General features: G+C 69.1%; 12 protein-coding genes. All 12 read left to right on the top strand.

All coding sequences use genetic code 11. The features are described 5' to 3' along the window. Nucleotides 1-528: DUF1330 domain-containing protein (locus D7Y21_RS15645; protein ID WP_233612117.1), on the top strand; the 528-nt coding region annotated here is incomplete at its 5' end. A 69-nt stretch (nucleotides 529-597) separates the two neighbouring features. Further along, entirely contained in the window at nucleotides 598-1,995 is a 1,398-nt protein-coding gene (locus D7Y21_RS15640; protein ID WP_121714090.1) for a cytochrome P450, read from the top strand. 65 nt (nucleotides 1,996-2,060) lie between these two features. Further along, nucleotides 2,061-3,725, top strand: coding sequence for a B12-binding domain-containing radical SAM protein (locus D7Y21_RS15635; protein WP_120565839.1), 1,665 nt, complete (start codon nucleotides 2,061-2,063; stop codon nucleotides 3,723-3,725). A 43-nt stretch (nucleotides 3,726-3,768) separates the two neighbouring features. Continuing rightward, entirely contained in the window at nucleotides 3,769-5,034 is a 1,266-nt protein-coding gene (locus tag D7Y21_RS15630; RefSeq protein ID WP_158619400.1) for an ATP-grasp domain-containing protein, read from the top strand. Then, complete coding sequence (locus D7Y21_RS15625; RefSeq protein ID WP_120565841.1) at nucleotides 5,034-6,506, top strand: aminotransferase class V-fold PLP-dependent enzyme; 1,473 nt, start codon at nucleotides 5,034-5,036, stop codon at nucleotides 6,504-6,506. The genes D7Y21_RS15630 and D7Y21_RS15625 overlap by 1 nt, the downstream gene beginning before the upstream one ends. After that, nucleotides 6,506-7,294, top strand: coding sequence for an ABC transporter permease (locus tag D7Y21_RS15620; protein ID WP_233591804.1), 789 nt, complete (start codon nucleotides 6,506-6,508; stop codon nucleotides 7,292-7,294). The genes D7Y21_RS15625 and D7Y21_RS15620 overlap by 1 nt, the downstream gene beginning before the upstream one ends. After that, the gene (locus D7Y21_RS15615) at nucleotides 7,291-8,112 is read left to right on the top strand and encodes an ABC transporter ATP-binding protein (RefSeq protein ID WP_121714088.1); all 822 of its coding nucleotides are present in this window, start codon (nucleotides 7,291-7,293) and stop codon (nucleotides 8,110-8,112) included. The genes D7Y21_RS15620 and D7Y21_RS15615 overlap by 4 nt, the downstream gene beginning before the upstream one ends. 13 nt (nucleotides 8,113-8,125) lie before the next feature. Further along, on the top strand, nucleotides 8,126-8,902 hold the full coding sequence (locus D7Y21_RS15610) for an ABC transporter permease (protein ID WP_121714086.1): 777 nt from the start codon (nucleotides 8,126-8,128) through the stop codon (nucleotides 8,900-8,902). Between the two features lie 33 nt (nucleotides 8,903-8,935). Beyond that, a complete protein-coding gene (locus D7Y21_RS42220; RefSeq protein WP_199724557.1) occupies nucleotides 8,936-9,091 on the top strand; it encodes a hypothetical protein in 156 nt (51 codons plus the stop codon). Nucleotides 9,092-9,106: 15 nt separating this feature from the next. Next, complete coding sequence (locus tag D7Y21_RS15605) at nucleotides 9,107-10,012, top strand: ABC transporter substrate-binding protein (RefSeq protein WP_121714084.1); 906 nt, start codon at nucleotides 9,107-9,109, stop codon at nucleotides 10,010-10,012. 65 nt (nucleotides 10,013-10,077) lie between these two features. Next, nucleotides 10,078-11,274 (top strand): cytochrome P450, encoded by a 1,197-nt coding sequence (locus D7Y21_RS15600; RefSeq protein ID WP_120565846.1) that lies wholly within the window; start codon nucleotides 10,078-10,080, stop codon nucleotides 11,272-11,274. A gap of 142 nt (nucleotides 11,275-11,416) precedes the next feature. Next, nucleotides 11,417-12,727, top strand: coding sequence for a hypothetical protein (locus tag D7Y21_RS15595; RefSeq protein ID WP_121714082.1), 1,311 nt, complete (start codon nucleotides 11,417-11,419; stop codon nucleotides 12,725-12,727). Nucleotides 12,728-12,749: the final 22 nt, after the last annotated feature.

Here is a 12,749-nt window from a genome sequence, read left to right as displayed (position 1 = left end):
CCTCAGCGCAGTCCCACCCCCACCCAGCAGGAGCCGTTCCACACCATGTATCTGACCTTGTCCGACCAGGCGCAGTCCGCGAGCATCCCCCCCGAGAGGCTCCACGCGAAGGTGACCTCCACTGTCATGGGCAACCTGGCGGCGAACTTCGTCACCGTGTCCCGGACGTCGCCTGGCCCCGCCTCCGTGCCGGTGACGTCGGTGCTCGACAACCTGGTTCACGACACGGGCTCGGCCGTGCTGCTCATCGCCTTCCAACTGGACGCGGGCAAGGGCGAGCCCGAAGTGCGCCGCTACGTGGAGGCCCGGGCACCGGCGCTCGCCAGACATGGCGGCAAGGTGCTGCTGAGCGGGCTCACGCCCCGCCGCGACGGCTGGCAGTACGACGGCTTCGAGTTGGTCCAGTTCCCCGCCCCGGACACCATCCGCACCTTGATGGGGGACCCCGAGTACCGCACCCCCTCCATCCAGGAGCTCTCCAAGATCTTCACCGGCAGCTTCGCCATGTTGCACGTGGCCGTCAGCTGACCCTTCCCTCGCTCCGGGGAGGCCGGCCGCCGTCCACCGGCCTCCCACCGCCCACGAAGAGACGCCCTCATGCCTGCCGTAGCCCCTGGCCCCTTTGGCCACCTGCTGCTGGGAAACGCCCGCGAGTTCCGGGACCACCCGCTGGACCTCATGATGAGGTGCAAGCGGGAGCATGGGGACGTCGTCCGGCTCCGGATGGGCCCCGTGAACCTGTATCTGCTCTTCCACCCGGAGCATGTGGGCCGGGTGCTGGAGGGTGGCACCTTCGGACGCAGTGACGTCGCGTCGCTGTTCGACCCCCTGCTGGGGGGAAGCATGATCATCGCCGACGGCGAGCCGTGGCGGCGCCAACGGCAGGCCCTGGCGCCCACCTTCGCCCGGGAGCGGCTGAAACAGCTCGCCGGACGGATGCGCGAGTCCGCGCTGGGGCTGGTGGCCCGCTGGGAGCAGGCCCGGATGCAGGGACGGGAGATTGACGCCCAGCAGGAGATCACCCGCTACGCCCTGGACGTGATGGCCATCTACCTGGTGGGGCGTACCTTCGACGCGGAGGAGTCCGCGACCATCTCCCGCGCATGGTACGTCTGCCTCCAGAGCATGGCGGACCGCCTCTCCGCCATGGTGCCGCTGCCCGCGTGGCTGCCCACGCCCAGCATGCGGCGGCTGGTGGCCGCGACGGCGGACATCTCCCGCATCATCCTGAAGCACGTCCAGGAGCGCCGCCAGGAGCTGAAGCCGGAGGACCGGGGCGACTTCCTCTCCATCCTCGTCCACACCCCCACCCCCGAGGGCCGCAAGCTCACGGACGCGGAGATCCTCGCGGAGGCCAAGGGCTTGTTCCTCGCGGGCTTCGACACGGTGGCATCCGCGATGAGCTGGACGCTCCACGCCTGCACGACCCACCCCGAGGTGCAGCAAAAGCTTCGCGCGGAGGTGCGCGCCCTGCCGGACGGCGGAGGGGGCGCCGCCACGGCGGACATGCCCTACTTCCGCCGCGTCTTCAACGAGGCCATCCGGCTCAACCCGCCCCTGTGGATCGTGGACCGCAAGACCCAGGAGGACGTGGAGCTGGGCGGCTACACCCTGCCCAAGGGTTCCAACATCATCACCTGCCCGTACGTCACCCACCGGGACCCGGCGTGGTGGGAGGACCCGCTCCGCTTCGACCCGGATCGCTTCCTCCCGTCCCGTTCGGAGCACCGCCCGCGCTACGCGCACTTTCCCTTCGGGGGCGGCCGGATGAAGTGCATTGGCGTGGGCATGGCCATGATGGAGGCGCAGATCCTCTTCGCCGAGTTGCTCCCCCGCTTCCGCTTCGAGCTGTCTCCCTGGCACCCCGTGGAGCTGGAGCCCACGCTCGTGCTCCGGGCCCGCGGCGGGCTCCACCTCAGGCTGTCCGCGCCGGCGGATGACGGCCCCGCCCTTTCCCAGACACAGCCCCCATCCGCCCTGGGCGAGACCGGCTGACACGGCCGGCCCCACGGCGTCAGGTCCCCACCGTTGTTGTTGTTGTCCAACCCAAGGGAGTTCCCATGCTCAACCTGCTCCTCGTCGACAACATCGACCTTCCGTTGCAGACCGCCTACAAGTTTCCCCACGCCAGCCCGCCCATTGGCCTGCAGTACCTGGCGGCGTACATCAAGCAGCACCTCCCGGAGGTTTCGTCCGTCAAGGTGATGTCGCTCCCGCTCGCGCTGCTGGAGCAGAAGCGGCACCCGCTGGATGTCGTGCTCGAGGAGCTGCGCGGCCAGCACTACGACATGCTCGGCATCCGCTCGCTGACCAGCGGCCGGGACTTCATGGAGATTCTGTCGAGCGCGGTGAAGAAGGAGTTCCCAGCGCTGCCCATCATCGCCGGGGGCCCGTACGCCTCGGACTCCGCCGCCCTCATCCTCAAGGACCACGCAGGGGTGGACTACACCGCGAGCCAGGAGGGCGAGGAGGTTCTCAGGCAGTTCATCGAGGCGCGCCTGCTGGGCCGCGGCGAGGTCGAGAAGGTGCGCGGCCTGGGCCACCGCAAGGGCGATCAGGTCGTCATCAACCCGCCCATGGCGTGGATTGATGACGTGGACACCATTCCCTTCCCGGACTACCAGCACGTCCACCTCGACCGCTTCGCCAGGGTCGAGAACCCGATGCGCATCGCCAACGGCGAGACGTGGACCTCGCTCTTCACCCAGCGCGGCTGCCCCTACCGCTGCACCTATTGTCACGAAGGCTTCGGCAAGCTGAGCCGCGAGCGCAGCGTGAAGAACGTGCTGGACGAAATCTTCTGGCTGCACGGCGAGAAGGGCGTCACCCACTTCGCCATCCTGGATGACATCTTCAACATCCGGAAGGACCGCGCGAAGGAGATCATGCGCGGTGTCATCAACTCCGGCATCAAGGTCCGCTTCTCGTTCCCCAACGGCCTGCGCGGCGACATCATGGACAAGGAGCTGGTGGACCTGATGGTCGCCGCCGGCACCGTCTGCATCCACTACGCCGTCGAGACGGCCGCGCCGCGGCTGCAGAAGTGGATCAAGAAGAACATGAAGATGGAGAAGCTGGACCCCATCATCGACTACACGGCCCAGTACGACATCCTCCTGCGTGGCTTCTACATGGTCGGCTTCCCCGACGAGACGGAAGAGGAGCTGAAGGCCACCATCGACCACGCCATCCGCAGCCGCTTCACGGAGACGTACTTCTCCATCCTCTGCATGTGGCCCGGGACGAAGATCTACGAGGCCGCGGTGCAGGATGGCTTCATCCCGGAGGGGGCCTGGACGAGCGCCACCTCTCACGATGTGAAGAACAACGGCTTCCGCTACCCCGACGAGCTGATGGTCGCCGAGCGCCTGCGGGGCTACGGCCACACCCACTTCTCCAAGGAGCGGATGAGCCGCAACCTCCGCATCTGCGGCGCACTGGGCATCGACCGGAACCACATCATCGAGAAGGAGGTCAAATACGCGCAGCTGCTCCGCGACGGCTGGAAGGGACCGGGGCCCATCCCCTACGCGCCCGAGCCCGCCATCGTCGACACGCTGCTGGGCGTGGGTGACGGGAAGATGACGGCCGACGCGGCCTACGACGTCATCGCGCGCTACGTCGCCGAGGGCCACACCTCGCAGCCGGGCATCCAGGCCCCGGGCGTCAACCCCAACTATGTGAATGGCGGGGCGCCCACGCAGCCGGCTCACGCGGCCTCCTAGCCCCAGGCCCCACCTCGCCGTTTCACGAAGAAGGAGAGCCTCCATGCTGCAAGGGCGTGCCTGCGTCCTCCACCCGTATCCCAACCGCTACCTCATCGACAGCCTGCACGGCGCGGGGCTCCAGGTCGTCCTGGTCTGCCCGCGAGACGTCGTGCCGCCCGGAGCCCCGGTGGAGGCGGTCATCGACGCGCCCCTCCACGACGACGCCGCGGTCATCGCCGGTGTCGAGGCGTTCCACCGCACGCAGCCCATCGACTTCGTCGTCCCGCTGTACGAGGGCTGCACGCACCTGAGCGCCGCCATCGCGGCCCGGCTGAAGCTTCCCGGCAACCCGCCCGAGGCAGCGGACGCCAGCCGGAACAAGTACCTGGCCTACCAGTGCTGGGCGCGCGCGGGCGTCAGCGCCCCGCGCACCATTCCCCTGCTGGAGCTGGACCACGCCGCGGACGCCATCGAGCAGGAGCTGGGCTTTCCGGCCATCGTCAAGCTGACGGACTCCATGAACAGCCAGGGCGTGGGGCTCGTGCGCGACCGCCAGCAGTACGAGGCGTACCGCGAGCGGCTGCGCACCATGCTGTCGCGCCCGGTGGACATCGACATCCAGAGTGACCGCAACCGCCTGGCGTACGGGCGCGGCGCCGTGAAGGTACTGGCCCAGGAGTTCTGCCAGGGCTCGGAAGTCAACGTGGACATCCTCATGGGCGGCGGTGAGTACGTCGTCGCGGGCATCTTCGAGAAGGCCCCCGCCATGGGGCCCTGGTTCGCGGAGACGATGTCCGTGTCCCCCACGTCCCTGGGCGCGGAGAAGGAAGCAGAGCTCGGACGGCTGGCCATCGCCGCCGTCAAGGCCCTGGGCGCCACCGTGGGCGCGGCGCACGTGGAGATCCGCTACTCGGAGCAGGGCCCCCGCGTCCTGGAGGCCGGCCTGCGTCCGGGAGGGGGTTACACCATGCAGGCCATCGAGCACCTGACGGGCTTCAACATGCCCGTCGAGGTGGCGCGGATGCTGTCGGGCGGCAAGGCACCCAACAGCACGCCCCGGCGGAAGGCGGCGCTCTATGGCGGCGTCGTCTATCCGCACAGCGGCACCCTCCGGAGCGTCACCGGGCTGGAGGTCTTCCGGGACATTCCGGGCCTCATGACCCACGTGGTGCTGCACAAGCCGGGGGACCGCGTCTACGCGCTGCCCGAGTCCGCGCAGCCGCACCTCACCTACTACCTCATTGGTGGCGAGACACGGGACGAGGTGCTGGCCCTGCACCGCCGCATCCAGGAGTCCGTCCGCCTGGAAATCGAGCCCTTCGCCTGATGGAGCCGACCCGAGACCCTGGAGTGCCCCTGGCGCTGGATGACGACTGGCGGCAGTTCGGCGACGCGCTTCAACACGTGCTGGGGCTGATTGCCCGCGCGCGCGAGCACGCGGAGGAGCGGCCCGTGCTGACGTCGGAGGAGTGGCTCCGGGAGCAGGCCGTGCACCCGGGCCCGCTGCCGGAAGGGGCCACACAGCTGGAGGCGGCGCTGCGCGAGGTGGAGGTGCGCATCACCGCCGGCTGCTGCAACTTCGCGCACCCCCGGTACTTCGGCTACGTGTCGCCGCGGCCCTTGCTGCAGCCGCTGCTGGGAGACCTGCTCGGAAGCGGCCTGAACCAGGTGCCCGGCGCGTGGCGGGGTGGAGCGGGTGCCACCGTCATCGAAGCCGAGACCCTGGCCTGGCTGGCGGACTTCGTCGGTTATCCCCGGGGCGTGGGTTCCCTGCCCGGCGGCATCTTCGTCAGTGGCGGCACCCTGGCCAACGCAAGCGCGCTCAAGCTCGCCCGGGACATGGTGCTGGGACGCCACGTGCAGACCCGGGGGCTCACGGGGCTGGGCGTCCAGCCCGCCTTCTACATGTCCCGGGAGGGCCACTTCTCCATCTGGCGCGGGCTGGACCTGCTGGGCCTGGGGCGGGAGTCCGTGCGCCTCATCGAGGTGGACCGCGACGGGAGGATGGACCCCGAGGCGCTCCAGCAGCGCATCCGCCAGGATGTCGCCCAGGGCTTCAAGCCCGTGTGCCTCGTGGGCATGGCGGGAACGACGCCCACGGGCGCGGTGGATCCGCTGGATGCGCTGGCCGCCATCGCGCGCGAGCACCAGATGTGGTTCCACGTGGACGGAGCCTCGGGCGGCGCGCTCGGCCTGCACCCCGGTTGCGCCGGGCTCTTCAAGGGGCTGGAGCAGGCGGACTCGCTCACGGTGGACCCCTGCAAGTGGATGTTCCAGCACTTCGGACTCGGCGCGCTGCTGGTTCGGAACGGGGCCGAGCTCTACAAGAGCTTCACCGCCACGGGCCACTACTGGGAGGAGCTTGGAGAGCTGGACCTGTTCCAGATGAGTCCCTACGGCACCCGGCAGTGGCGCTCACTGGGGCTGTGGCTGACGTTGAAGCACCTGGGGCGCGGCGGCCTGCAGGCACTCCAGTCCCGGCTGCTGGAGGCGACACGGCACCTGGCCACGCGCGTCCGGGAGGACTCGCGGCTCGAGCTCCTCATGGAGCCCACGCTCCCCATCTGCTGCTTCCGCCTGCGGGGCCCCACGCCCGAGGCGAGCAACGCGCTGAACACCGCCGCGCAGCGCGCCGTCACCGAGGAGGGCCACAGCTACATCACCCTGATGGACTGGCGCGGCGAGCTCTATCTGCGAGTCGCCATCAGCAACTACGTCACGGAGCCGCGCCATGTCGACGAGATGCTCGCGGCCGTGCTGCGGCATGCCGGGCCGAGGTCAGGCGTGGACCGTCCGTGATGAAGCTCCGGATGCCCTCGGGGCTCCAGGCCCGCGAGGCCGCGCGCTCCGCCGGTGGGCTGGTGCTGCTCGTGCTGGCCTGGGACGTGGCCCTCTACCTGTCCGCCGCGCCACTGCTGCCCCGGCCGTGGCAGGTGGCGCTCGGCCTGGCCGAGCTGCTCACGCGGGGCGTGCTGCTCAAGCACGTCGCCGCCTCGCTGTTCCGGGTCACCTGGGGGTTCCTGCTCGCGGTGGGCCTGGGCGTCCCGCTCGGCTTCGCCCTGGGCTGGAGCACACGCGCGGGCAGGGCGCTTGGCCCCTTCGTCCAGTTCCTCCGCCCCATCAGCCCCCTGGCCTGGATTCCCATCGCCATCCTCTGGTTCGGCGTGGGGGATCCGCCGGCCGTCTTCATCATCTTCATCGCCTCGCTGACGCCGCTGTTGCTGACGGCGATGAACGCCGTGCGCAACGTGCCCGCCGTGTACGTGAACGCCGGCCAGAACTTCGGACTGGGCACCCGGGAGCTCTTCCTGCGCGTCCTGCTGCCCGCCTCGCTTCCCGACCTGCTGGCCGGACTGAGGCTCACGCTGGGCATTGCCTGGCTCGTGGTGGTCGCCGCGGAGATGATCGCCGTGAACTCGGGGCTCGGGTTCCTCATCGTGGACTCGCGCAACGCGGGCAACCGTTACGACCTGGTCGTCGCGGGCATGGTGCTCATCGGGCTCATCGGGCTGCTGCTGGACTGGAGCATCACCCGGGCCGCCCGGGGCTTCCTGAGGGGGCGTGACATGATTGGAGACACCGAATGAGGGGCACGACCGCCGCGCGAATCCTCCCGCAGGAGGCCGCGACCCCGGAGCCGCGCAAGGACACCCGTCCCGTCAAGCTGCGTGTCACGGACGTCTCCGTGTCCTTCCCGATGGAGGGCACCCAGCGGGTGGTGCTGGAGGACATCCAGCTGGAGTGCCGCGAAGGGGAGTTCATCTGCCTGCTGGGCCCGTCCGGCTGCGGCAAGTCCACCCTCCTCAACGTCATTGGCGGCTTCCTGGCGCCCACCCGGGGCCAGGTGCTCATCGACGGGCAGCCCGTCACCGGACCGGATCCACGGCGCATCTTCGTGTTCCAGGAGCGCGGCGTGTTCCCCTGGCTCACCGTGGAGGAGAACATCGCCTTCGGCCTCCACCACCTCCCCGCGGAGCAGCGCCGCCAGCGTGTCGCGCACTACGTCGAGCTGGTGGGACTGCGGGGCTTCGAGCGCGCCCACCCGTCCGAGCTGTCAGGCGGCATGAAGCAGCGGCTGGAAGTGGCCCGTGCGCTCGCCGTCAACCCGGACATGCTCTACCTGGACGAGTCCTTCGGAGCGCTCGACTACATCACCCGCCACACCATGCGGCGGGAGCTGCTGCGCCTGTGGGCCGCCGAGCAGAAGACCATCCTCTTCGTGACCCACGACATCGACGAGTCAGTCCAGCTCGCGGACCGCGTGGTGGTGATGTCGGCACGGCCGGGCCGCATCCAGCGGGTGGTGGACATCGACCTGCCGCATCCACGGGACATCAGCGCGCCCCGTTACCTCCAATACCGCGACGAGCTGCTCGACGAGCTCGGCGTGGCGCACCAGGTCTGAGGAGCCAGCCCGCGTGAGCCGCTACCGCAAGGCGCTGGAGACGCTGCTGCTGCCCACCTTCACCGGGCTGCTGCTGTTGCTGCTATGGCATGCGGCGGTGCGGCTGTCCGGGACGAACACCTTCCCCACTCCCTGGCAGGTGCTGCTGGCCGTGCGGGAGCTGGAGAGTCAGGGCCGGCTGGCGGGCTACATCCAGGATTCCCTCCACCGCGTGATGATGGGCTACCTGCTGGCGGTGGCCGTGGGCCTTCCGGTCGGGCTCTTCATGGGAATGCACGCCCCGACCGCCCGCTTCCTCGGGCCTGTCATCCAGTTGCTGCGCCCCATCAGCCCCCTGGCGTGGATTCCCGTCTCCATCCTCCTCTTCGGCATCGCCAACACGGCCACCGTCTTCCTCATCTTCCTGGCGTCCCTCTTCCCGCTCACCCTTGCCGCGATGAACGCCGTCCGGGACGTGCCCGCCATCTACCTCCGGGCGGGGAAGAACTTCGGGCTCGGCCGGGTGGCACTGATCCGCCGCGTCATCCTCCCGGCGGCGCTGCCCTACGCGCTCACCGGCCTGCGGCTCAGCTTCGGCATCGCCTGGCTCGTGGTGGTCGCCGCCGAGATGATTGGCGTCGACTCGGGACTTGGATACCTCATCATCGACGCGCGCAACGCCGGCAAGCGCTACGACCTGGTCGTCGCCGGCATCCTCCTCATCGGCAGCATCGGCCTGGGCCTGGACGTGCTCATGCGCCGGCTGGAGCGCGCCCGCTCCGTACGCTGGGCGTACCACCGGGAAACCTGACCCACCCTTCTTCCTTCCACCCTCGGAGCCCCCATGCCTCCTCGCAAGCTGCTCGCGGCCCTGGCCCTCTGGACGCTGACCATCACCGTGCTGCACCTCACCATCAACACGCGCTGGGACAGCGTCGTCAACGAGCTGCGCCCCGAGCAGGAGCGCAAGCTCAACGTGGCCTACATCCCAGTCACGTGACACCTCACGTGCCCGGTGACGGACTACATCGCCCGCCACTCGCTTGAGCAGTACCTGTTCATCCCCAAGATGTTCCAGGGGTTCCCGGAGATAAAGGAAGCACTCATCTCCAACAGGATTCAGGCGGGCTTTCTCGTCGCGCCACTGGCCATCGCCCTGCGGTCGCAGGGTGTACCCATCAAGATTGTGTTCCTGGGCCACCGCTATGGCAGCGCCATGGTGGTGAAACGGGGAGGCTCCGTGAAACACGTGGCCGACCTGAAGGGGAAGACCATTGCCATTCCCAGCCGGTTCTCGGACGAACGACTGTTGTTGCTGCGCGCCCTCAAGGCGAATGGACTGGGGCCCGCGGACGTGCGCACCCTGGAGATGGCGCCTCCGGACGTCGCGGGGGCCCTCGCATCGGATGCCATTGACGGCTTCGTCATGGGAGAGCCCTTCCCTTCACAGGCGGAGATGGGCGGTTTCGGGGAGGTCCTCTTCCATGCCCGCGAGTACTGGCCGGACTACATGTCCTGTGTGCTCGTCGTGAGGGACGACGTCATCGAGAAGCGGCCCGAGGCCGTCCAGGTGCTGGTGGATGGCATTGCCCGCTCCGGCCTCTGGCTGGACAAAGGCCAGACGGAGCGGGAGTACGCCGCCGAGTTCGTCGGGCGCTATTACTACAACCAGCCTCCCTCGCTCTTGAAGTGGGCCCTCACGCGTCCCCTTGGCCGGGTGAGGTTCAATCCCCTGCTCCCCCGCAAGGACGACTTCGAGCTCGTGCAGGGGCTCATGCACGAGTACGGGCTCATCGAAAAACCCATCGCATTCGAGGACTACGTCGACACGCGCTTCGCGGAGGGCGCCATGGCCGAGACAGCCTGGGACTACCCCGTAGGCCATGGCCGGATGGACGTGGAGCAGATGCCCATGGAGTGAAGGCCGGCCCACCGGCATCCCAGATTCCCGTAGCACCCAACCGAGGTAGCGGAGGTCGTGTTTCAATGAACAGCAGACTCAATCTTCTGGCACGCGAAGTCTGTGACAACCCCCATCCCTATCTGGCGGAGCTGCGGCGCAGCGCCCCCATCGTTCAGGTGGACCCGGGGGGCATCTGGGCGGTCACCCGCTATGACGATGCGCAGTACGTGCTCAAGTCGACGCAGCTCTTCTCGTCGGAGGCGCTGCGCATGGCCATGGACCCGGAGTGGCTCGGGCGCCCCAACCCCATCGCGGAGTCCATCATCTTCCTGGACCCGCCCAAGCACGGACGGCTGCGGACGCTCGTCAGCCGGGCCTTCACGCCCGCGACGCTGACCCAACTGGAGCCGCGCATCCGAGCCGTCGCCCGGGAGCTCGCGACCCGGATGGTGGAGCAGCGAAAGGTGGACTTCGTGGACGCCTTCGCCATGCCCATTCCCGCCACCGTCATTGGCTGGTTCCTCGGCTTGGACCCCTCGCTGCAGCGGCACTTCAAGCGCTGGTCCAACGACATCGCCGCGATTGGTGGCGCCCGTCCAGAGGACACCGCGCTGATGGAGCAGTGCCGCCGGACCCTCGATGAGATGGAACAGTATCTCCAGGGGGTGCTGGCCGACCGGCGGCGCGAGCTGGGGACTGACATGGTGAGCGACCTCATCCGGGCGCGGGTGGACGGGGAGTCGCTGACGGACCAGGAGCTGATGGGTTTCCTCTTCCTGCTGCTCGTTTCGGGGCTGGAGACGACGGCCAATCTGCTCAGCCAGAGCGCGCGGATGTTCGCGATGCACCCGGAGTTGCTGCCCCGACTGCGAGAGGACCGCACGCTCATTCCCCGCTTCATCGAAGAGACCCTACGCCTTGAGCCTACCGCCGTAGCCACGCTGCGCACGTGCACCCAGGACGTGACGGTTGCCGGAGTGGAGTTGCCCAAGGGGTCCATGGTCCTGGTGTCGCTGGCCTCCGCGGCCCGCGACGAGGACCACTTCCCGAAGGGTGATAGCTTCATCCTGGAACGGGAGGGCTCGCCGAGCCTCTCCTTCGGCCATGGCTCCCACTTCTGCCTGGGCTCGATGCTCGCGCGGCTGGAGGCACGCGTCGCCCTGGAGGAGCTGGTCTCCCACGTGGACCGGCTGGAGCTGCGGACGGAGCGCATTGACTGGACGCCATCCCTCACCGTCCGTGGGCCGCAGACACTCCCCGTCGAGGTATTCCCCGTCTGAGCGGCGGCACGTCCGCATCCGCATCAAGGGTGTGGGCTCGCACAAGGCGTGACTGCTGGATCCGTCCGGGCCTCGCGAGCCCCACTTCGCGCGCCGCGGCAGGTTGCGCGATGCGGCCCGGCAGGTGTCTGCTGCCGGGCCCATGTCACGCAACACGCAGTGGAAGGTGGCCGGCTTCGGTGTGTCGGCCCTGGTGCTCGTCGCCGCGCTGGTCCTCGCCAACGGAATGCCAGAGGTTCATGAGGCGCTGTCTCCGGAGGCGAGCGACCGGGATGCATTCGCGCAGCAGGCCCTGGAGGCCCTCCGCGCCACGGACCCCACTGGCGAGCTGACGTACGACCCGGAGCAGTTCCTCATCCAGCGCTTCGCCCCGGACGGCGGTCTGGGGATGTCCCTCTTCCTCACGAACTTCTACCGCGAGTACCAGGACACCCGGCCCGAGCGGCGCGGCGAGGTGCTCGCGCGGTTGGGGCGGGCGGGCGTGCTCCCGGAGGCCCCGGCCAGCTACGCGCAGGCGCGTCCCCTGCTGATGCTCGTGGTGCGCGCCCGCGACACCTTCGAGGCGTTCTCCCAGCAGGCCGGTGAGTCCGCGCCGGTGTCCTGGCGGCCGGTGGGCGAGGTGCTGGCGGAGGCGCTCGTCCAGGACACTCCGGACGCCATGCGCTACGTGCCCACGGAGGAGCTGGCGCGCTGGGGCATCTCCTACGAGCAGGCCCGCGCTGATGCGGTGACCAACCTGCGGCGGCTGGAGGCCGCGCCGCTCAGGCACCTGACCCTGGGTGTCTGCGCCATCTTCACGAATGACAGCTACGGTGCCTCACGGCTGCTGCTGGACGACGTGGTGCGCGGCTGCGAGGTGAAGGGCGATCCGGTGGTGGTGGTCCCCAACCGGGACACGGTGCTCATCACCGGCGCCGACGACGCCACGGGCCTGCTCACGCTGGCGGAGGCGGCCCTGGAGGGCGTCCAGGCGCCGCGCCCCGTGGACGGGCACGCGCTGCGCCTCACCGCGGACGGATGGAAGCCCTTCCTCCCCGGACCAAAGAGCCCGTCGCGGAGCATACTGGAGAACCTCGCGTTCGCCAGCCGGGTGCGCGGCTACAAGGAACAGACCGAGCGGCTCCGGAAAGAGCAGGAGCACAGCGAGGTCTTCGTCGCCAGCCTCGTGCCGGCCAAGGACGCCCGGGGACGCTTCTTCGGTCAGGCCGTCTGGTCCAATGAAGGCGAGTCGCTGCTCCCGCGAGCGGACGTCATCGTCTTCATGGACGCGGCGCTGGGCCCGGACGCGCCCCCGGCGGCGACGGTCCGATGGGATCTCGTGGTGCGCGACGCCGGAACGCTGCTGATGCCCGAGCTGGGCGTGTACCCGGAGCGCTACCGCGTGACGGGCTTTCCCTCCAAGGAACAGCTCCAGCGCTGGAAGGCCGACCCGACGGCCATGGACGTGCCCTGATCCAGCCCCGCGGGCGCTATGC

This window comes from Corallococcus sp. AB045 (genome assembly GCF_003668895.1).
Classification (GTDB): Bacteria; Myxococcota; Myxococcia; order Myxococcales; family Myxococcaceae; genus Corallococcus; species Corallococcus coralloides.
Note: the sequence above shows the minus strand (reverse complement) of the source record. Positions and strands in the feature narration are given on the sequence as shown.

What these genes read in the sequence shown, in the direction of transcription:
- D7Y21_RS15620 (WP_233591804.1), top strand. Translation starts at nt 6,506, where the DNA reads ATGAAGCTCCGGATGCCCTCGGGGCTCCAGGCCCGCGAGGCCGCGCGC.
- D7Y21_RS15595 (WP_121714082.1), top strand. Translation starts at nt 11,417, where the DNA reads ATGTCACGCAACACGCAGTGGAAGGTGGCCGGCTTCGGTGTGTCGGCC.
- D7Y21_RS15625 (WP_120565841.1), top strand. Translation starts at nt 5,034, where the DNA reads ATGGAGCCGACCCGAGACCCTGGAGTGCCCCTGGCGCTGGATGACGAC.
- D7Y21_RS15600 (WP_120565846.1), top strand. Translation starts at nt 10,078, where the DNA reads ATGAACAGCAGACTCAATCTTCTGGCACGCGAAGTCTGTGACAACCCC.
- D7Y21_RS15635 (WP_120565839.1), top strand. Translation starts at nt 2,061, where the DNA reads ATGCTCAACCTGCTCCTCGTCGACAACATCGACCTTCCGTTGCAGACC.
- D7Y21_RS42220 (WP_199724557.1), top strand. Translation starts at nt 8,936, where the DNA reads ATGCCTCCTCGCAAGCTGCTCGCGGCCCTGGCCCTCTGGACGCTGACC.
- D7Y21_RS15630 (WP_158619400.1), top strand. Translation starts at nt 3,769, where the DNA reads ATGCTGCAAGGGCGTGCCTGCGTCCTCCACCCGTATCCCAACCGCTAC.
- D7Y21_RS15640 (WP_121714090.1), top strand. Translation starts at nt 598, where the DNA reads ATGCCTGCCGTAGCCCCTGGCCCCTTTGGCCACCTGCTGCTGGGAAAC.
- D7Y21_RS15615 (WP_121714088.1), top strand. Translation starts at nt 7,291, where the DNA reads ATGAGGGGCACGACCGCCGCGCGAATCCTCCCGCAGGAGGCCGCGACC.